General features: G+C 63.8%; 18 protein-coding genes and 2 tRNA genes. 14 read left to right on the forward strand and 6 right to left on the reverse strand.

Annotation, left to right across the window (positions count from 1 at the left end; translation table 11 throughout):
• Both ACWCOP_RS05375 and ACWCOP_RS05380 read right to left on the reverse strand, forming a co-directional pair.
• Complete coding sequence (locus ACWCOP_RS05375; RefSeq protein WP_478250197.1) at positions 1-897, reverse strand: MBL fold metallo-hydrolase; 897 nt, start codon at positions 895-897, stop codon at positions 1-3.
• Complete coding sequence (locus ACWCOP_RS05380) at positions 894-1,832, reverse strand: hypothetical protein (RefSeq protein WP_478250198.1); 939 nt, start codon at positions 1,830-1,832, stop codon at positions 894-896. The genes ACWCOP_RS05375 and ACWCOP_RS05380 overlap by 4 nt, the downstream gene beginning before the upstream one ends.
• 183 nt (positions 1,833-2,015) lie before the next feature.
• On the opposite strand from ACWCOP_RS05380, the gene ACWCOP_RS05385 reads away from it, so the two are divergent.
• The 3 genes from ACWCOP_RS05385 (at position 2,016) to ACWCOP_RS05395 (ending at position 4,134) form a co-directional block, all read left to right on the forward strand.
• Positions 2,016-2,210, forward strand: a complete 195-nt coding sequence (locus ACWCOP_RS05385) for a hypothetical protein (protein ID WP_478250199.1) — start codon at positions 2,016-2,018, stop codon at positions 2,208-2,210.
• A gap of 86 nt (positions 2,211-2,296) precedes the next feature.
• Positions 2,297-3,229, forward strand: coding sequence for an ABC transporter permease (locus ACWCOP_RS05390; protein WP_478250200.1), 933 nt, complete (start codon positions 2,297-2,299; stop codon positions 3,227-3,229).
• Positions 3,229-4,134 carry an ABC transporter permease gene (locus tag ACWCOP_RS05395; RefSeq protein WP_478250201.1) on the forward strand — a complete coding sequence of 302 codons (906 nt, stop codon included), beginning with the start codon at positions 3,229-3,231 and terminating at the stop codon, positions 4,132-4,134. Before ACWCOP_RS05390 ends, ACWCOP_RS05395 begins: the two co-directional genes overlap by 1 nt.
• Positions 4,135-4,228: 94 nt before the next feature.
• Here ACWCOP_RS05395 and ACWCOP_RS05400 read toward each other — a convergent pair whose 3' ends face one another.
• Complete coding sequence (locus ACWCOP_RS05400) at positions 4,229-4,849, reverse strand: hypothetical protein (RefSeq protein ID WP_478250202.1); 621 nt, start codon at positions 4,847-4,849, stop codon at positions 4,229-4,231.
• Between the two features lie 260 nt (positions 4,850-5,109).
• Between ACWCOP_RS05400 and ACWCOP_RS05405 the strand changes: the two genes are divergently transcribed.
• Together ACWCOP_RS05405 and ACWCOP_RS05410 are read left to right on the forward strand one after the other, a co-directional pair.
• Entirely contained in the window at positions 5,110-6,768 is a 1,659-nt protein-coding gene (locus tag ACWCOP_RS05405) for a peptide ABC transporter substrate-binding protein (RefSeq protein ID WP_478250203.1), read from the forward strand.
• A gap of 26 nt (positions 6,769-6,794) precedes the next feature.
• On the forward strand, positions 6,795-8,102 hold the full coding sequence (locus tag ACWCOP_RS05410) for a DUF3667 domain-containing protein (RefSeq protein ID WP_478250204.1): 1,308 nt from the start codon (positions 6,795-6,797) through the stop codon (positions 8,100-8,102).
• Positions 8,103-8,115: 13 nt separating this feature from the next.
• On the opposite strand, the gene sppA is transcribed toward ACWCOP_RS05410, so the two are convergent.
• Both sppA and ACWCOP_RS05420 read right to left on the reverse strand, forming a co-directional pair.
• Positions 8,116-9,915 (reverse strand): signal peptide peptidase SppA, encoded by a 1,800-nt coding sequence (gene sppA / locus ACWCOP_RS05415; RefSeq protein WP_478250205.1) that lies wholly within the window; start codon positions 9,913-9,915, stop codon positions 8,116-8,118.
• 231 nt (positions 9,916-10,146) lie between these two features.
• Positions 10,147-10,223, reverse strand: a tRNA-Pro gene (locus ACWCOP_RS05420).
• Positions 10,224-10,377: 154 nt separating this feature from the next.
• Here ACWCOP_RS05420 and ACWCOP_RS05425 point away from each other — a divergent pair.
• The 9 genes from ACWCOP_RS05425 to ACWCOP_RS05465 all read left to right on the forward strand — a co-directional run bounded on the left by ACWCOP_RS05425 (position 10,378) and on the right by ACWCOP_RS05465 (position 17,760).
• Positions 10,378-10,452: transfer RNA gene (locus tag ACWCOP_RS05425), tRNA-Gln, on the forward strand.
• A 437-nt stretch (positions 10,453-10,889) separates the two neighbouring features.
• Positions 10,890-11,849 carry a DUF3450 domain-containing protein gene (locus tag ACWCOP_RS05430; RefSeq protein ID WP_478250206.1) on the forward strand — a complete coding sequence of 320 codons (960 nt, stop codon included), beginning with the start codon at positions 10,890-10,892 and terminating at the stop codon, positions 11,847-11,849.
• A gap of 26 nt (positions 11,850-11,875) precedes the next feature.
• The gene (locus tag ACWCOP_RS05435) at positions 11,876-13,273 is read left to right on the forward strand and encodes a MotA/TolQ/ExbB proton channel family protein (protein WP_478250207.1); all 1,398 of its coding nucleotides are present in this window, start codon (positions 11,876-11,878) and stop codon (positions 13,271-13,273) included.
• A 12-nt stretch (positions 13,274-13,285) separates the two neighbouring features.
• Complete coding sequence (locus ACWCOP_RS05440; RefSeq protein ID WP_478250208.1) at positions 13,286-13,807, forward strand: MotA/TolQ/ExbB proton channel family protein; 522 nt, start codon at positions 13,286-13,288, stop codon at positions 13,805-13,807.
• 48 nt (positions 13,808-13,855) lie between these two features.
• On the forward strand, positions 13,856-14,221 hold the full coding sequence (locus tag ACWCOP_RS05445) for an ExbD/TolR family protein (protein WP_478250209.1): 366 nt from the start codon (positions 13,856-13,858) through the stop codon (positions 14,219-14,221).
• Positions 14,222-14,264: 43 nt separating this feature from the next.
• The gene (locus ACWCOP_RS05450) at positions 14,265-14,645 is read left to right on the forward strand and encodes an ExbD/TolR family protein (protein ID WP_478250210.1); all 381 of its coding nucleotides are present in this window, start codon (positions 14,265-14,267) and stop codon (positions 14,643-14,645) included.
• A gap of 12 nt (positions 14,646-14,657) precedes the next feature.
• Positions 14,658-15,275: an energy transducer TonB gene (locus ACWCOP_RS05455; RefSeq protein WP_478250211.1), complete on the forward strand. Its 618-nt coding sequence runs from the start codon at positions 14,658-14,660 to the stop codon at positions 15,273-15,275.
• Between the two features lie 67 nt (positions 15,276-15,342).
• Complete coding sequence (locus tag ACWCOP_RS05460) at positions 15,343-16,890, forward strand: tetratricopeptide repeat protein (RefSeq protein WP_478250212.1); 1,548 nt, start codon at positions 15,343-15,345, stop codon at positions 16,888-16,890.
• 291 nt (positions 16,891-17,181) lie between these two features.
• The gene (locus ACWCOP_RS05465; protein ID WP_478250213.1) at positions 17,182-17,760 is read left to right on the forward strand and encodes a TonB family protein; all 579 of its coding nucleotides are present in this window, start codon (positions 17,182-17,184) and stop codon (positions 17,758-17,760) included.
• Positions 17,761-17,845: 85 nt separating this feature from the next.
• Here the strand turns inward: ACWCOP_RS05465 and ACWCOP_RS05470 are convergent, their stop codons facing one another.
• The gene (locus ACWCOP_RS05470; protein ID WP_478250214.1) at positions 17,846-20,137 is read right to left on the reverse strand and encodes a S9 family peptidase; all 2,292 of its coding nucleotides are present in this window, start codon (positions 20,135-20,137) and stop codon (positions 17,846-17,848) included.
• Position 20,138: the final 1 nt, after the last annotated feature.

Raw genomic sequence — 20,138 nt, forward strand, 5'->3', positions numbered from 1 at the left:
TCAGGCCAGCCGGTAATCGGCGTCGAGGCCCGGCTCGGCGGGCGTGGTGACTGCGCCCTGCTCGACCAGATGGATCATGTGGGACAGCACCGAATGGGCGGCGGCCGGATGCAGGCGCTTGTCCACGTCGGCGTACATATGCGCCACCATGTCTTTGATCCGCGTGCGGCCTTCTTTCAGCTGGGCGACAATCTGGCGTTCGCGGTTCAGGCGATGTTCGATATAGGCGTCCATGAAGGGCGCCGTCGCCTCGATCGCCGTGCCGTGGGTGGGGCGGATCACGTCGAAATCGAGCGCGCGTACGCGTCTGAGCTGGGCGATATAATCGCCCATGGACCCGTCCGGCGGGCTCACCACCGAGGTGGACCAGCCCATGACATGGTCGCCGGAAAACAGCGTGTTCTCCTCACTCAGCGCGTAGCAGACATGGTTTGAGGTGTGCCCCGGCGTGTGGAGTGCGGTGAGCGTCCATCCCGGACCCTTGAACTGATCGCCGTCGGCGACTTCCAGGTCGGGACGAAAGCCGTGATCGTCGCCGGCCTCCATGCGCACCTCGCCGCCTTCGGCCGGGGCGATCGCCGGGCTCATGCCATGAACCTTCGCGCCGTGTTTTTTCGCCAGCGTGTGGGCCAGGGGCGAGTGATCGAGATGGTGATGGGTCACCAGAACATGGATGACGCGCTCGCCTTCAAGGGCCGCGTCCAGCGCCGCCTCATGGTCTTCCATGGCGGGCCCTGGGTCGATCACCGCGACCTCGCCGCGTCCGACAATGAACACGCCGGTGCCGGTGAAGGTGAAGGGGCCCGGATTGGGCGCGATCACCCGGCGCACCAGCGGGCTCAGCTGGTCGCACCGCCCGTATTCGAAGTCGAACTCGCGCACAAAGGGTATGCTCACGGCGTGGTCTCCCATCCCGGTCCGGCCAGGCGCTCGGCGTAGGCGCGCAGCGCCCGCGCCAGCGTGCGCGCGGCCGCCATCTTCTCGTTCAGAGGCAAAGCCGTGGGCGGCCCCATGTCGGTCTTGTTCACATCGACGATCCAGATCTGTCCGTCACGCCGGTCGCGCAGCACGTCGATCCCGCCCCAATCAAGGCCCATGGCCTTGCAGAACCGTTTGATTAGATCGCGCTCGGCGGCGTCGAAGACCTCTTCGGGCGTGCGCTTGAAAACCTGGGTGTTGGCGTTGGCGAACCGGGCGCTTGCCGGGCGGCGCTTGATGAACACCACTGGAACCTCGCCGTCGACGGTGGGACAGCGCAGATCCTCCACCAGCCGGTCATCGCAGAGCGTGTCGATCAGGCGCTGATACACAAGGCCCGGCGCACGTGCGCAGGGGCCCTGAACGATCCGGCCATCGTGGGCTCCGTTGTGTTCTGACTTGGCGACCATGTCGCCCTCGAACGTTTCCGGGTTCACCAGAAGCGCTCGCCCCGTCACCGTTTCAAAGACGGTGGAGACGTGCGATTTCGAGACATCGAGGCACGCGGCGTTGATATGGTGCAGCGCAGCGCCTGCCGGCGGCGCGGTGACGGTCGCGTCTTCAAAGCAGAAGCCCAGGTCAGCCTCCTGAGGGCTCGTCGCGAAGCGCAGGCCCGCCAGGCGGGCCACGGGCCAGATCAAGTACCAGGGACGGGGCGCATCAGGGGCGAACCATACCGCCGGACCGCTCGGGCGGCGCGCCGCCGTGCTGGCCTCAACGGCCAGATGAAAGCGCAGCCAGGCTGCAAATTCGCCGATTACGCCGGGCTCCACAGGCACGAGCGCGCCGGTCTTGCGCACGCGCAATGCGCCGCCCTCCAGGCTGAAATCCCGCCACCAGGCGCGCGCCGCCATCAGAATCGCTCTTCGTACATACGGGTCAGGATACGCCGGTCGCGAGTAGGCGCAATTCACGCCCGGTTCAGCCGTGATCACGCATTCATGAGCATGACAAAGGCGCTGGGCCGGGCTCCGGCGATAGCGGCAAGCATCCTGCAAGGGCGGTCTTTACCGCGCCGTGCAGAGGAGGTGCCGCCAATGCCCGACATCAAGCGCCTGGCCGTTTCATTATCGCGCCGCCTGCGTCTGGCGGCGCTGACCTTCATCGCCTTGCTGGCGGTCAAAATCACTCTGGCCGCCTTCGCCGCGCCGGCGCCGTCGTCCGCCAGCGCCGTGATCGTCTCCATGGAGCGGAGCGAAGCGGGACCGGAAACACTTGAGCGTTTGGAATAAATCGAGCCTACTGCGAGGCGTTCTTGATCAAAACAGCCATGCAGCCCAATAACCCGTCCTCATCCGACAGCTTTTCCGGCTCTTAAATGCCCGCTTTTATCGCCCGCCGCATTCTTGTCGCCATCCCGACGATCCTTGTGATCATCACGCTGGCGTTCTTTATGATGCGCATTGCGCCTGGGGGTCCGTTCGATCTGGAACGGCCCATGCCCGAAGAGATTCGCCAAAACGTGCTGGCCGCCTACGGCATGGATCAGCCGGTTTGGAAGCAGTATATCGACTATCTCGGCGGGCTGGTGCGCGGCGATCTCGGACCATCGCTAAAATTTCGCGACAAGGACGTCGCCGACATCATCGCTGAAGGTTTTCCGGTTTCGGCCACGGTGGGCGTTCTGGCCATGACTCTGGCGGTGGGCGTGGGTGTGGTGTTCGGCTCCATCGCCGCGTTGCGCCAGAACACGGCGGCCGACTACGGCGTGGTGGCCTTCGCCACGGTGGGCATCGTCATTCCGCCCTTTGTGGTGGGTCCGATCCTGGCGCTGACCATCGGCATCTATCTGGGCTGGCTGCCATCGGGCGGGCTTGATCCACGACACGGCATGACCCTGGACAGGCTGATTCTGCCTGTCATCACGCTCGCCCTGCCGCAGATCGCCATCATCTCACGCCTCATGCGCGCCTCCATGATCGAGGTGATCCGCTCCAACTATATCCGTACGGCGCGCGCCAAGGGGCTGTCGGCGCCGGCGGTGATCTTCAAGCATGCGCTTCGCAGCGCGATCCTGCCGCTGGTCAGCTATCTCGGCCCGGCCTCGGCGGCGCTGCTCACCGGCTCCATCGTCATCGAGCAGGTCTTCTCTCTGCCGGGCATCGGACGCCAGTTCGTGTTCGCCGCCTTGCAGCGCGACTATACCGTGGTGATGGGCGTGGTGATCCTGTACGCCAGTCTGATCATCATTCTCAATCTGGTGGCCGATCTGCTGTACGCGGCGCTGAATCCGAAAGTGAAGTACGACTGATGGTTCTCACCTCAACGCCCTCCGAAAAGGCGCGCATGATCGAGGACGCGGCGGTCAAGGGGCGCTCGCTCTGGGATGATGCGCGGACCCGTCTTCTGCGCAACAAGGCGGCCGTGTTCGGCCTGATCCTGCTGGGCGTCCTCGTGGCGCTGGCCATCGTGGGACCGCTTCTGTGGGTTCACGATTCCACCTTCATCTACCGCGACCGGGTCCAGATCGGACCGACTTTTGAAAACTTGCATATCTTCGGAACGGACGCTCAGGGGCGCGATCTGTTCGCCCGCGTGATTGTAGGCCTGCGTATGAGTTTGATGGTGGGCGTTGTGGCGACCATGGTGTCGCTGGCCATCGGCGTGATCTGGGGCGCTACGGCCGGTTTTGTGGGCGGCCGGGTCGACCAACTGATGATGCGTATCGTGGACGTGTTGTATTCGCTGCCCTTCATCTTCTTCGTGATCATCCTGATGGTGGTGTTCGGCAGGAACATCATTTTGATCTTCGTCGCCATCGGCGCGGTGGAATGGCTGACCATGGCGCGCATCGTGCGCGGTCAGACGATCTCGCTGAAGGGCATGGAGTTCGTCGAGGCGGCTCAGGCCGCCGGCGTGTCGCAATTCTCCATCATCCGTCGGCATATCGTGCCCAACGTGCTTGGACCGGTGGTGGTCTACGTCACACTGACGATCCCTGTGGTGATCCTGGCCGAGAGCTTCCTGAGCTTTCTGGGGCTGGGCGTGCAGGAGCCGCTGACCTCGCTTGGCAATCTGATCTCCAACGGCGCCCGCGACATGGAGATCGCACCGTGGACGCTGATCTTCCCGGCGCTGACCATGATGATCACGCTGTTCTGCTTCAACTTCATCGGTGACGGCCTGCGAGACGCGATCGATCCGAAGGATCGATAGCGCACGCATCCTCAAACACTTCGTGAGACGCGATCAATCCAGAGGATCGATCGCGCGCCGGGGCTGCGAGGGCGGGTTCAGGCCAGAGCGAGGCTCAGCGCAAACGCTCGGCGCGGAACCGGCGACTATTGTGGCTGAGCGTCATGAAGTAGGAGCTCAAGGCGCCGCGGCTGATCGTTGCGGTCAGACCGTCGAGATGGCTGCGGCGGACGCTGACGGACGCCGTATCTGTCTGGCGCCAGACCTGGCCGTTCTCCAGATAAACTGTGAGCTTGCCGACCCGGTCGGTGGTGACCCGCTCGACGGCGAGGCCGCGAATCTCGTCAACGGAGCCAGAGTCGTCAAACACCGTCACCGAGCCGTCCTCAGCTCTGGTTTCAGTTTCGGCCTGCACGGGCGCCGAAACCCGCGCCTCATTGTCGCCGCGCCCGAAAAAGGCTCCGAGGCCGGCGATGCTGGGCAAAGACAGGCCGAAGCTTTCCCGCTCCACATTTCGAATCGCATCGCGTTCCACCAGCACCACCCGGCCGGAATCGAGCGCCTGAGAGAGCTCGGCGAGGCGGTCGTCCTGGCAGGCCAGGCGGGCCTGCGGGTCTTCGATGGAGCGGCAGGAGAAGAGAGACTCTACGGCCCCACCGTCGGACGGGTCCTGGGCCAGAGCCCCTGCCGGAACGACGAGCCATGCCAAAGCGGCGACGATTCTTGACGTAAGCATGCAGGCGACTCTCCGGTTTTGCTTGAAAACAGGTATGGTTCTCTAGGACATTAACGCAGCGTCAAGCGCAATGCATTCATCGAACGCTCATGTGCGGACTTTCAAGCTCGCGTCAAAGCGTTGCAATGGCGCACCGTGCGCGAAACGCGCACACGTCAGTCAACGCCGCCGCCGCACCTTCGCGGGCCCACGGCGGACCCGAAACACCAGCGCGGACTCAACCCCGCGCGATTTAAAGCAATGCAGGGGAGCATGCCTTTATGACCTTCACCCGACGTTTCGCCCTGGCGCTGGCCGCCGGCGCCTCGGCCCTGACGCTCGCCGCTTGCAGCGGAGGCGGTTCTGAAAGCGACGGCGTCGTACTTCATCGCGGCAACGGCGCAGAGCCCTTGTCCCTGGACCCGCACAAGGCGTCGGGGACCTGGGAGAACAACATTATCGGCGACATGTTCATCGGCTTGTTCACCGAGGATGCGGCCGGCGAGCCGATTCCGGGCATGGCCGAAAGCTGGGAGGTCAGTGAAGACGGCCTGATCTGGACCTTCACCCTGCGCGAGGCGCAATGGTCGGACGGCGAGCCGGTGGACGCCTATGACTTTGAATTCGCCATGCGGCGCATTCTCGATCCCGCGACTCTGGCCCAGTATGCGTCGCTTCTTTACCCGATCGAGAATGCGCGCCTGGTGAACACCAGCGAGCTTCCCCCCGAAGAGCTGGGCGTGAACGCCCTCGATGCGCGCACGCTCCAGATCAAGCTGGAATTTCCGGCGCCCTATCTTCCAGGCCTGTTGACCCACTACACCACCTTCCCGGTGCCCCGGCACGTGGTGGAGGAGCATGGCGACGCCTGGATCCAGCCCCAGAACATCGAGGTGAACGGGCCCTACAAGCTGGTGAACTGGCGCGCCAACGACTTCGTGCTCGCCGAGCGCAACCCCTTGTTCTGGGACAACGAAAATGTCTGCGTGGACGAGGTGTTCTACTATCCCACCGTCGACAATCCCGCCGCCGAGCGCCGCGTTCGGAACGGAGAGCTGGACCTGAACGTCGATTTCGCCGGTCAGAATCTCGAATTCCTGCGCCGCGAAGTGCCTGAGTATGTGCGCATCAATCCCTATCTCGGCATCGTCTATTTCTCCTTCAACACCACCGAGGCGCCGTTCGACGATCCGCGGGTCCGCAATGCGCTGGGCATGGCGATCGACCGGACCTTCATCGCCGAGGAAATCCTGCAGGCCGGTCAGATCCCGGCCTATTCCTTCGTGCCGCCGGGCGTGAACGATTATCCAGACACCGCCCGCATCGAGTGGTTTGACACTCCGATTGAAGAGCGGCGGGTGATGGCGCGCGCGCTGCTGGAGGAAGCCGGCTACGGTCCGGACAACCCGCTGCAGTTCGAATACACACACCGAACCACTGGGGATAACCCCCGCGTGGCGCCGGTGGTCCAGCAGGACTGGGAACTGATCGCCGACTGGGTGGACGCCGAAATCATCGGCATCGAGACCCAGATCCACTACTCCAACCTGCGCGCCGGCGACTACGCGATCGGCGACGGCGGCTGGATCGGCGATTACAACGACGCGTACAACTTCCTGTTCCTGGCCGAGACCGGGTCGATCCCGATGAACTATTCGCGCTGGAGCAGCGAGGCGTACGACACGCTGGTGGATCAGGCCAACCGCACGCTGGATGCAGAAGAGCGTGGACGGATGCTGGCGGAAGCCGAGCAGATGATGCTCGACGAGATGCCCTACGTGCCAATTGTCTATTATGTGAACAAGGCGCTGGTGAACCCGGACGTGACCGGCTGGGAAGACAATCTGGTCCATATTCACCGCACTCGCTATCTGTGTACGGTTGATGCGGAGGCCGCAGCCGCCGCGGCGGACGCAGCCGGGGCGAGCAGTCAGGGCTAGGCTGATCGGGAAAGCAGGGGGAGGGGATGGACGGCGACGAGCTTGAACAGGCCGCCCAGACCTCCGCTGAGCACGCGGCCGCAGCTGCGGCCGCGGCGGGCGGTGGTCAGGTGCGGGCGAAAGCTTCGCGGCCGGCCACGCTCTCCCCTGATACCCCTGACGGCGTCTGCGCCAATTGCGAAACCACGCTGCAGGGGCCGGTCTGCCACAATTGCGGCCAGGTGGACGATGAATATCATCGTCCGGTTCACGGTCTGGCGTCGGAGATCTTCGAGGGCCTGACCGCGCTGGACGGGCGGGTCCTGCGTACGCTGCCGGCGCTTCTGTTTCGTCCGGGGCGGCTCACGCGCGCTTTTCTGAAGGGCAAGCGGGCGCGCTACATGCCGCCCTTCCGGCTCTACATCATAGCGTCGGTGATTTTCTTTCTTCTGATCCCCGGGCTCGACGGTCTGGTGGATTCCGCCCAGTCGGGCGCTGCGGGCATGGCGCGGGCCGAGCGCGCTGAGGTGATAGAAGAGATCGAGGCTCAGATTCGCGACGGGCTGGCGGACGGCAGCATGACGCCGCTCGAGGCCGAGCGAATGCGCGCGACGCTGGACTTGATCGGGTCGGGTCAGCGCCCGCGCGAGGCCCCGGACCAGCCTGAGGCAGAGGCAGAGGCCGAAGCTGAAGCTGAAGCTGAAGGCGGAGATGTGGCTCGCGCGCCGCCCGACGCGGCGGGTGAAACCGCGCCTCCGGCGACCGAGGCGGACGAGGACGCCACGACCAGTCCAGTCGTCGTCGCCGGCGGAGATGTGCTCGACATCGACTTTGGGGACGCGAACAATCCTCAAACGATCCGGCGATTTTTTGCACCTGAGGATTTCGGTGAGCCTGCGCTGCAGACATCATGGCCCCTGCCGGTGCGGCGCTATCTGGGGGATCGATTCGCTGAGGTCGCGGCCGATCCCGGCGGCTGGCTGGATGCGGTGACCGCCTGGATTCCGCGCATCATGTTCGTCATGGTGCCGGTCTATGCGTTGCTTCTGGGGCTGATCTATGTCTGGCGGCGCGGATTTTACTTCTTTGATCACCTCATCGTCTCTCTGCATATCCATTCGGCGCTGTTTCTGGTGATGGCGCTTCTCATGCTGACGTCGAGCCTGATCGGCGCGGGCTGGGCCTGGCTGATCCTGATCGTGTATTCGAATATCTATCTCTATCGGATCCACCGCGTGGTTTACGCGCGTGGGCGCTTCACCAGCGTTCTGCGCACGCTTTTTCTGGACACGCTGTACTTCTTCGTCCTGCTGATCGGCTTTCTAGTCGTCCTGTTGCTGGGCGCCCTGGTTTAGTCAGGGGAGCCGGTCAACGCCCCTGGTCAGGCTCGGCGGCCCGCTCCGCATCGGCGCTCTCCAGGCGCACGCCCGGCGCCGCCAGCCGTTCGCGTTCGCGCAGGGCTGCGCGCACTTCAGGAAGGTCAAGAAGTGCATTGAGCCGGACCGCCGCCTCTGCGCCGTCGGCGGTGACGCCGAAGAGCTGCTGGAAGGCCTCCAGCGGCGTCAGCTGGGACGGGTAGCGGCGTAGGCGCGAAGGTTCATCCGCGGCCAGGCCCGCCAGGCCGCGCGCCTCCTCGACGGCCGCCTGAAAGCCGCCGATTCGATCCACTAGCCCATGGTCCAGCGCCTGGGCCCCGGTCCACACACGGCCGCGGGCGAGTTCGCGCACGCGGGAGAGGGGCAAATCGCGTCCCTCGGCGACTTTTTCGGTGAAATCTGCGTAGACGTCCTCGGCCAGGCGCTCATAGGCGGCCCGCTGGGACTCACTCCACACCGTGGCCGAGGAGAAGGCGGTGGTGAACTCACCCCCCACCGACAGCGGCTCAATATTGACGCCCAGGCGCTGCAACGCCCCGTCCACCACTATCTTTCCGGCCACAACCCCGATGGACCCGGTGAGGGTGGATGCGTTCGCGACGATCCGGTCAGCGGGCGCGGCGATGTAATAGCCGCCCGATGCGGCGACAGATCCCATAGAGACCACCACCGGCTTGCCCGCTTCCCTTGCGCGCACGACGGCGTCCCAGATCTGATCAGACGCAATGGCGGAGCCGCCCGGGCTGTCGACGCGCAGGATGATCGCGCGCACCGAGGAATCGCGCGCGGCCGAATCTATGGCCCGGCTCATCCGGTCGGAACCGATCACGGCGCCGCCGAATCCGGTGTCGCCGTTACCGGTCTCGATGGCCCCTTCTGCGCCGATCAGCGCAATGACCGGCCCTGATCCCGCCGCGCCGGCGCGGTGATAGACGGCCGCCTGGACAAAACGCGCTGTTCTGGAATCGCCTCGCGCGGCCTCGCGCGCCTCATGCACATGACCCAGAGAATCGACGAGCCCGGATTCAAGGGCCGCCTCGGCGCTGTACGGCCCCGCCTCTATAAGGGCGCGCATGGCCTCCGGCGCCATGCCGCGATCTGCGGCGGCCGCGTCTATTGCGGTGTCAAACAGCGAGCCGAGCCATGATAGCGTCGCCTCACGGTGGGCCTCGGTGTAGTCGGCGCTGAGGAAGGGATCGGCGGCGTTCTTGTATTCATAGAACTGCATAAATTCCGCCCTTGCGCCGGCTTGCTCTATGGCGTCGCCGAAAAAGATCGTTTCAGACGTATAGCCGGTGGCGGAGAAACTGGCGCTGTCCTGCAGCCAAAGCGTATCGGCGCCTGCGACGGCGAAATAATTGGCTACGGCCGGGCCTTCAAAGCCTTGCGCGTGCACCACGACACGCTTGCCCGCGGCCGACAGCGCATTGAGCGCGCCGCGAATCTCCTCGGCGCGGCCCGGCGCCATGGACAGGGCGTTGGCGCGCACGAACACCGCCTCGACCCGCGCATCGCCGCGCGCGCGCTCCAGGGCGATCAGAAGATCGGTGTGGGGCAGGGCGGTGGTGAAGGCGAACGGGCTCATCGAGGGCTGGTCGGTGCGCGGCTCGCGAAGATCCAGCTCGAGAATGATTGCGCCGGTGGGCAGGGAGGCGCTCTGGGCGTCATCAGCGCTCTGCACCGCCGAGGCGATCAATCCGCCCACGGCGAACACGGCGAACAGCGCCATCAGCAGGGTGGCGACCAAGAGCCCGGTGATCGTGCCTAAAAAACTCGACCAGAACTGTTTCATTTTATCCCCTCGACTATCGTCCTCGACCTACGGTGCGCGTCGGCGAGGCCTCATATCGGTCCAAGCCTAGGCCGGACGCGCGGACAGGTCGAGGCAAGGGCGAGGGCGTCCGGGCCGGCGACGCCGCCCTGTCGCCGCGGCGCCACGCACGGTCTGAAACGCAAATCGCCCGCTCCAGAGGGAGCGGGCGATTTAAGCGTTTCGCCGGATCGGGGCCGAGCGAAGAGTATCTGGTCGGAGTAGCAGGATTTGAACCTGCGACCCCTGCCTCCCGAAGACAGTGCTCTACCAGGCTGAGCTATACTCCGAACCGAGGCGCGGCTTATAGCCAAGCCGCACCCTCAATGCAATCGGCTCACGGCAGAGCTATGCACATGGTGGGAAACCTGCAGCAAGGCCCGTTGCATCGATAAAAAAGCCGGGCTAATAACGCGGCCCGTGACCGGGCCCTCCTGGTCCTGCTGGGGCGTGGCCAAGTGGTAAGGCAGCGGTTTTTGGTACCGCCATTCCCAGGTTCGAATCCTGGCGCCCCAGCCATTCTTGAATTCCATACGACCAAGCCGCCCGAGCACCATACTTACGGCGGAGCCGCGCGACCGACGCCGCGCCCGGTCAAACTCATGCGCGCGCCCTGCATTTTGTGGTGAGACCGGCGGCGCGTTAATCTTTGCGCCTGATCGAGCGGCGCGCCAAATTTTCGGCGGCCGCGTGCGCGGCCGCGCCGAGCGCCACCGAAAACAAGATTTATCCATGTGCGCCCTCGTATAATTTCATATTTATGATTAATAGCTTAGAGAACAATCCTGTAGCGCCTGCGCACCTGTCGTAAAAAGGCCACCCTGGCGCGGTAGAAAAGGGTCAAGAGCCGGTTTTTAAGCGGCCACACGCTGCATGAGCGGTTGATCGGTTCGTAAAGCCGGTGCTAGCGTCGATTCAAATGAAAGAGACGGCGGGCAACGCCGCGCTACGAGGGGATGACGAAAATAGACGTTATGCCCTCAGAGTCATTCTGCGGCGGTCGGGATCCGGCCGTTGCGGCGCGGCGCGCCGCGTTTAATTTGTTGGGGCCCGAAGCCGTCGCGGCGACGTTCGGCGCACCGAAGAGCGAGGGAAAGCGGAAGCGCGCGGACATCAAGTTCGCGCCGGCTACTGTGAGGCGAAAAATGTCTAAGAACTTGAAAGGTATCCGCACGACGCTGGCGGCCGGCATCACGGCCTTGGTCTGCGTCGGTGGAGCACAAGCCCAACTCGATCAGGCGCTGCAGGTCGCACGTCAGTCGACCCAGCAAGGCGCCCAGGCTCAGGAGCAGATCAACCAGCTGGCCGACGACGCGGATAACGCCGAGCGCCAGTATCTTGCTCTGCAGGAGCAGATCCAGGGCCAGGAAGTTTATCTCGAGCAGCAGCGGGTTTTCCTGCGCTCTCAGGAAAATGAGCTGTCTTCGCTCCAGACCCAGCTTGAGCGGGTCGGCAGCATCGAGCGTGACCTTACGCCAATGCTGCTTGAGATGTACGTGCGCCTTGAAGCGTTCGTGGATCAGGACCTGCCCTTCCAGATCGAAAGCCGGCGCGAGCGCCTCGCTGAGATCCAGGAAGCGCTTGGTGATGCGGCGATCCCGCCGGCCGAAAAGTATCGCGTGCTTTTGAACGCCTACGAGGCGGAAGCCGCCGCGGGCCGTTCGCTGCGGGCCTATTCGCAGGAAGTCATGGTCGACGGCGTCCCCCAGCAGGCTGATATCCTGCAGGTCGGCCGTGTCGCCCTGATCCGCCGCGTCGGCGGCGGGGTCGAGATGCTGACCAAGGCCAATCCTGAATGGCGTCCCGTGCCGGGCGGCATGGCGGCCAACGTTGATCGCGCGTTCCGCATTGCGAACGAAGTCACCACTCCGGAAGTCTTCGTGGCCCCGGTTCCCGGGCCTGAGACGGCTCAATAACCGCACGAGACGGGAGAATTTATCCGATGAACATGCTCATCAAAACCATTGCAGCCGTCTCGCTCATGGCGGGTCTTGCGTCGGCTCCGGCTTTCGCTCAGGCCGACCGCGAGCCGGTGACCTCGATTTCGCAGCTTCTCGACCGGGTCCGCCAGGACGCCCGCGAAGCCGAGGCTGAAAATCAGCGCCGCATCGCCACCTTCCGTGAAGATCGTAACCGGCAGGCGGCTTTGCTGTCCCAGGCGCGCAACCGCCTTGCGAGCCTTGAGTCCCAGGCCAGCGAGGCCGAGGCCCAGTTTGAAGCCAACCGCACCCGGATTTCCGAGCTCGACGCAGAGCTCCGCGCAGCTCAAGGCGAATTCGGCGAGCTGTTCGGCGCCGCGCGCCAGGCGGCCGGTGAATTCGGCTCGATCCTGCAGGCCTCGCTGATTTCCGCCCAGTATCCCGGGCGCGCCGAAGCTTTGCTGGATACGGCCGAAAGCCGCACGCTCCCCGAGCGCAACGAGCTGGACGCTATCTACGAGGCGCTGATCCAGGAAATGAACGCCCAGTCGGAGGTCATCACCTTCAATCGCCGGGTTGTCGGCCTCAATGACGGCCAGCCAGTTCCTGTGACCCGCGTCGGCGCCTTCCTCGCCATCGCTAACGATGGCGGCCCGGTGTTCGCTACGTGGGCCAGCGATTCCGGCAATTCGCGCGCCGGCTATAATCTGGTCCAGCTCGAGCAGCAGCCGCCGGGCTCGCTCATGAGTGCGGCGTCCAACCTGATCAACGCCGAGCCCGGCGAGATCGTAGCCGGCCCGATCGACCCGTCTCGCGGCGCTCTGCTGCAGATTTACAAGGACATGCCGAGCCTGTCGGAGCGTTTCGAGCAGGGCGGCATCGTGGCCAAGATCATCGCCGCGCTGCTGATCGTCTCGGCCTCCTTCGGCATCTTCCGTCTTCTGTCGCTCTTGATGACCACTTCGGCCATCAACGCCCAGAAGCGCCGGTCTACCGCATCCAAGTCCAACCCGCTGGGCCGCATCATGCTCGCCTATGAAGAGGTCAAGGACCGTTCGGTTGAGACCATCGAGCTGAAGATCGACGAAGCGATCCTTCGCGAGACTCCGAAGCTTGAATTCGGTCTGAACTTCCTCAAGCTCGCCGCCGGCGTTGCCCCGCTTCTGGGCCTTCTCGGCACCGTGACGGGGATGATCCGGACCTTCACCCAGATCACCCTGTTCGGCACCGGCGATCCGAAAATCATGGCGGGCGGCATCTCCGAAGCCCTCGTGACGACGGTGTCCGGCCTGATCGCGGCGATCCCGCTCCTGTTCATCCACTCCTTCGCGGCGAGCTTTGCGCGCGGCGCGCAGCAGACCCTGGAAGAGCAGGCCGCCGGCATCATCGCACGTCACGCCGAAGAAAAGTCCGCGGGCTAGAGGAAAGAACCGATGGATGTTTCAGGCGCCTTGCAAAGTCTCCAGGAATTCCTGGAGCGGGGCGGCCCGATCCTGAACTGGATCATGCTGCTGACCTTCGTAATGTGGGCGTTCATCCTGGAGCGGCTGGCCTATTTCGGTTTTGCGCATAAAGGCGTGCGAAGCCGGGTGATCAAGGAGTGGGGGGCGCGCAGCGACCATCACTCCTGGCACGCCCTCGCCGTCCGGGATCAGCTCATTTCCGAGGTGAAACAGAAAGCCGAGCAGAATGTGGAGCTCATCAAGACGCTCGTCGCAGCGGCTCCCCTCTTCGGCCTTCTGGGCACCGTGACGGGAATGGTGGCCGTGTTCGACGTCATGTCGATTTCGGGGTCTTCGGACGCAAGGGCGATGAGCTCCGGCGTCGCGCGGGCCACGATCCCGACCATGGCGGGCATGGTGGCCTCCCTTTCGGGCCTTATGTTCTCAAATCAGATCGAACGCATGGCCAAGCGCCGCGTGCACGAGCTGAGCGATGAGCTCGAGGTGGAGTAAGCCATGCGTAGAAAATCAAGACGCGGGAGTGACGAAGCCAATATCGACATGACGCCGATGCTGGATATCGTCTTCATCCTGCTCATCTTCTTCATCGTGACGGCGACCTTCCTCCAGGAAGAAGGGATCGATCTGACCCCGCCGCCGGAAAGTGATCAGCCGCCGCCGGTCGATGCCCCTCCGCCGATCTTTGTTCAGGTGAGCAATGAGAACCGGGTGTTCGTAAATCGTGACGCAACCGCGGAGTCGCGGGTCATGGCTGCGGTTTCCAGGATTCGGGCTGAACAGCCCAACTCCGCTGTGGTCATCGAGGTGTCCCAGGAAGCCGAGCACGGAACGATCGTGCGGATCATCGATGAGTTGCGCGCAAATTCGATACCCGTATCGATTACGCGCGCCACCGAAGCCCAGTAGACGGCAGGGGAGAACAAAGATGGCTCGCCGACAAAGCCGCGTAATGACTGACGGAGAAGAGCCCCAGCTGGATATGACGCCCATGTTGGACGTCGTGTTCATCCTGCTCATCTTCTTCATCGTGACCGCCGTGTTCGTTAAGGAACCGGGCGCGGACATCATCCGCCCTGAAACGGTGACACAGGAGCGGGAGAAACCGACCCTGCTGGTGGCCGTCACGGCCAATGACGAGATTTACGTCGACGGAGACATTTACGAGCTGAACCAGCTCCGGAACGTTTTCGAGCAGCTGCGCGAGGAGAATCCGCGCGCGGAGGCCATGATCCAGGGCGATGACGGCGCGCCTGCCGGCACCGTCCTCGATGTTCAGGAGCTGTTGCTCAATATGGACATCGACGTGACAATCTCCACACGCGAACAATAGGGAGGAGACACGATGGCCAGTCTTATCCGCCTTTTGATCGGAGTACCGATCGCAGGCGTCATCACCTTCCTGCTCTTCATGCTCATGCAGAGTCTCATCTTCACCGACGAGGTCCTTCTGGAAGACGCAGAGGAAGACCTTCGCATCGTCATCAATGAGGAAGTCGAACAGCTCGATATTCGTCAGCGGGACGTGACCCTCGACGACGTGGAGGACGTGCAGCCGCCGCCTCCGCCGCCCCAGATCGAACGCGCCGCCGCCGATGCACCGAGCGAGGACATGTCGACGATCGTCGGCGAGATCCCTGATTTCGACGCGCCCAGCCTGACCGGTGACTCTGTCAGCTTCTCGGTTTCTGACCGTGACGCACAGCCATTGGTCCGCATCGAGCCGGACTATCCCATGCGCGCCGCCGAACGGGGCGTGTCGGGTGACTGCACGGTGACGTTCGACGTGACTCCGGACGGCATCACCACGAATATCCAGATCATGGATTGCGACAGCTCGCTGTTCGAACGCAACGCGATCCGTGCGGTGGAGCGGTGGCGTTACCAGCCGAAGATCGTTGAAGGCACCGCCGTGCGCCGTACCGGCGTCGTGACCCAATTCACCTTCCGCCTCGAAGATTGACGCGGGCCGCCCCGTCTCTGGTCCTGACCGGGCCTGAGACGGGGCGCCGACCTTAAGGAGCCAATCGATGGCACGTTTGATCAACGCCGTTTCCGCAAAGTCGGCGATCGCCGGATTTTCGGCCCTGGTTGCGGCGACAGCCGTCGTACTGACGTTGGCCGCACCGGCCGACGCCCAGCGCAATCGCAACAACAACGAACGCTCCGAAGAAGAGCAGGCCAACAGAACGCTGTCGGCTGCTGTGGGCCAGCGGGTCCAGACCGCGATCGAGCAGCAGGACGTTGAGAACTGGGCGGGGATGATCTCCACCCTGACGCCGCTTCTGAGCACCGAGCTCACACCCTATGAGCGGTCCATCGTGCTGCGTCTGCGCGCGACTGCATACTACAATCAGGACAATCTTCCACAGGCGACGCGTGATTTCGTCGCCGTGATTGAAACCGGCGCGCTGGTTCAGGAAGAAGCCAATACGCTGCGCATCAATGTGGGCCAGCTCTACATGGCCCAGGAGCAAATCGACGAGGGCATCCGCCAGTTCGAGCTTGCGATCCGAGACGGCGCGACATTGAACACGCGCCTGGCCAAGATGCTGGCTACGGCCTATGCGCAAGCTGATCGCTATTCCGAAGGCGTTCGCTATGCGGAACAGTTCTACCGTGAGGAACCGAACAAGACGCTCGGCGACTTCAATCTCATGCAGTTTTACTATAATCAGCTGGACCGTCCCCAGGACGAGCTACGCGTGATCCGCGAGGGGCTATCAGCCTATCCCGGCGAACGCCGCTCGTGGCAGAATCTGGTGTCCATCTTTGCACGTCTTGATCGCGAGGATGAGGCGTTCGAAGCCAACAAGCTGATGTATCTCAACGGCTTGTTTGAGGAATGTAACGAAGTTTTCCGCCTGGCCCAGTATTACTCCGCTTTCGACAATCCCTACCGGGGCGCGAACATCCTCGAGCGGGCGATCAATTCAGGCCGGTGCGAGGGTAATGTCGAGCAGCTCGAGCGGCTCGGGAATATGTGGCGTCAGGCCGCAGAGTTTGACCAGGCTATTCCCGTCGTTGAGCGGCTCGCCCGGGAGACCGGCACATCGGAATGGTCGCTTCGTCTGGCTGAAGCCCACTATCAGCTGAATAATTACGCAGATGCAGAGGCCGCCTTTGTTCAGGCGATTGAGCGTGGCGGCCTGAGCGCACGTGAAAACGGCGACGCCTGGGTGCTTTTGGGTACGGCGCGCTTCCAGCAGGGGGAGCTTCAGGGCGCATTGCAGGCGTTCAGCGAGGGGCGTCGCTTCCCGAGCTCGCGCACACAGGCGAACGGCTGGATCGAGTTCGTGAACTCCCAGATCGAGGGTGTCGAACGCCGGGCGTGCCAGCGTGAACGCGTCCAGATCGATGAATGCCGCCTGACCATCGACGCCGAACGGCGCCAGCTCGTGCTCATCGGTGAAGTGGGTGAGGACGGGGAAGTCGCCTTCCCGCAGGGCGCCATTCCGGATCGTTGCTCCACCTGGTTCAACCTGCGCACCGGTGATCAGACGCGCGAGCCCTGCATCTCTGACGCCCAGGCCGAGCAGGCCCGCGCCGACAACGGGGCTTCCCAGGCGGAGGGTTAGGGGTTTTCCAGCGCCTGAAAACGCCCCGCCATGCGCATCGCAGGGCGGGGTTTTTTCTGTCCGGCCATCGCCGAACTTTCGTGCAACGCGCCATTATAAGATGAACAGTGTTCACGGATTCGTGTTCTGAGGGATTTTATTGTAGACTGTCGAGTCTTAAGTGCGGCGCAGCGCCGTGCCCGGACTGGAGGTTTCGTCATGGTTCATCCAATTCACCCAGCTCCATCGGGGCTCTCGGATAGTGGGGTTAACCGCGCGTCGGGCGGCTGGTCTTTGCGCTGGCCGCTCGCCGTGCTTGCCGCCGCCGCGGTTACATTTGCACTTTTCGCACTGATGCAGCGCCTTATCGAAGCGGAAATAATCACGCTGGTGGAGCCTGAACCGGTCACCCGGATCACAATCAATTTCGAGGTGGAGCCGGTGGATCCGCGGCCTGAGTCCATGGGGATTGATCAGGTTGAGCCAGTCGCGCCGCCCCCGGTCAATCCGAGGATCGAGTCGCGGGCCGATGCGCCCGGCGCGATGGGGGCCGACGGGGTCTATGAGCAACCGACGCTGGATCCTCGCGAGGTGCTTCGCGGTGAGCCCATAGCTGTTCCGCCGCCGCCTATGACGATCCGGACCAACCCGGTATATCCAGCTCGTGAGCTTAGCCGCGGCGTGGAGGGCGTTTGCTCGGTGAGCTACGACATTCTTGCCAGTGGTGCGACGGCGAATATTCAGGTGGTGCGATGTGACAGCGCGGCGTTTGCGCGCGCGTCGATCGCCGCCGTGGAGCGTTGGCGTCACGCCGCCGACGCCTCGCGTGCACCGGGCGCCGTCATCCGGCGCGGCATGGTGACTGAGCTCAATTTCCGCCTGGAGGAGTGAGCGTCTGATGGAGAAACGGCGCGGGGAGAGCTCCCCGCGCCGTTCGCCGTTTCTACCGCCAAGTTCGTTGCCGAATATGGCTGGCTTAGTTGTCCGACCTGCCCACGGCGTCGTCTCCGGCCAGGGCCGCCGCCGCGCTCGCTTCGGCGGCTTCGGTGTCGGCCAGGCCCGCCGTCATCAGCGCAAAGGCGTATTCCTCGGCGCGCTCTTTCAGCGAGTCGAAGCGCCCGGACGCGCCGCCATGGCCCGCGCCCATATTGGTTCGCATGAGGGTCAGGCCGTCATCGGTGCGTCTAGTGCGCAGGCGGGCGGCCCATTTGGCCGGCTCCCAGTAGGTCACCCGGGGATCGGTCAGGCCGGCCGTGGCCAGCACGTGCGGATAGGCCTGCGCGCTCACCTGATCATAGGGCGAATAGCTCTCGATATAATCGTAGGCGGCCTCGTCTTCGATCGGATTGCCCCATTCGGGCCATTCCGGCGGCGTCAGTGGCAGGGACGGATCGCTCATCGTGGTGAGCACGTCCACAAACGGCACCGCCGCGATGGCGGCGGAGAACAACGCCGGGTCCTGATTGATCGCCGCGCCCACCAGAAGTCCGCCCGCCGAGCCGCCATGGGCCACAAGCCGGCCTTCACTGGTGTAGCCTTCGGCGACCAGGAAGCGACCTGCATCAACGAAGTCGTTGAAGGTGTTCTGCTTTTGATCAAGCTTGCCGTCGAGATACCACTGATAGCCTTTCGCCATGCCGCCGCGGATATGGGCGATGGCGTAGATCATGCCGCGATCCACAAGGCTTAGCCGTGAGGTGGAGAAGCTCGCCGGGATGGTGATCCCGTAGGAGCCGTAGCCGTACAGCAGCACTGGCGCCGAGCCGTCCAGCGGCGTGCCGTCGCGATAGAGCAGGGTGACGGGCACCAGCGCTCCGTCGCGCGCGGTGGCGTGCAGGCGGCGCACCACATAGTCGGACGCATCATGGCCGGAGGGGATTTCCTGGCGCTTGATCAGCGTCCGCTCGCGGGTCGACATATTGTAATCATAGGTTTCTTCAGGCGTCGCCGGGCTCTCATAGGAGAAGCGCATCTGGTCGACGGCGTATTCCAGGCCGCCATCCATACCCAGCGCGTAGGCCTCCTCGTCGAAGGCGATCTCGTGCTCTTCGTCGTTGGACAGATCGCGCACCACGATGCGCGGCAGCGCATCGGAGCGCTCCATACGCACTAGCCAGTTTTCAAAGCCCATCAGGCCGTTCACAAGTACGCCGGCGCGATGGTCGATGAGCTCGGCCCAGTTCTCCCGGCGTGGATCGGCCAGGGGCGCCTCCATGATCTTGAAGTCGACGGCGCCGCCCGAATTGGTGCGCACGAAGATCTTGCCGCCCGCCTCGGTGAGCGAGTATTCCACGCCGCCTTCGCGCTCCGACACCAGGATCGGCTCGGCGACCGGATTATTGGCGTCGAACAGCCGCATTTCGCTGGTGGTGTGGTCGCTGGCCGACAGGACGATCCAGGTGTCGCCGTCGGTCTTGCCGACGCCGAGGAAATAGCCGGTGTCTTCTTCTTCGTAGATCAACTCCGGCTCCGCCTCGGTGATCGGCTGGCGGTAGACCCGGCGAGGGCGATTGTTCTCGTCGCGCCAGACCCAGTAGATGGTCTGGGAATCGTTCGCCCAGACCATGGAGCCGTAGCCCTCGTCGGTCAGGGTCGTGACCTCTTGGCCGGTCTCAAGATCACGCACCTTGATCCGGTAGAATTCCGATCCGGCGGTGTCGACCGCGTAGGCGAGATAACGATGGTCAGGGCTGGGCTCCACCGCGCCGATGTCGAAATACTCCGACTCAGCACCTTCGGCGTCGCCATCGAAGATGATCTGTTCTTCACCGCTGATCGTGCCGTCCTCACCGGCGGGACGGCGCGCGAACACCGGATACTGACCGCCTTCGCGAAAGCGCGTGTAGTAAAACCAGGGGCCGTCTTTCTCGGGCGGGCTGGAATCGTCTTCCTTGATGCGTCCACGCATTTCTGCGTAGAGCCGGTCTTCAAGACCGGACAGCGGCTCCATCACCGCATTATAATAGGTGTTTTCCGCCTCGAGATGAGCGCGGACATCGGCGTCGAGCACCGACGGCTCGCGCATCACCTGCTGCCAGTTGTCATCGCGCAGCCAGGCGAATTCGTCGGTGCGCGTGCGGCCCAGTTGCTCAATGACAAGCGGGCGCGCCTCGGGCGTGGGCGCGTCCAAGCTGACGGCGCGGGCGATGAGATCTGTCGGTTGGTTCGACGCATCCATTGCGGTGTCTGTCTCCGTGGTCTGGTCGTCGGCGGGCGCGCCGGCCTCCTGGCAGGCGGTCAGCGCGAGCGCCGCTGCGCCGACAAGCATA

This window comes from Apolloniradiicaulis salifontis, assembly GCF_053756655.1.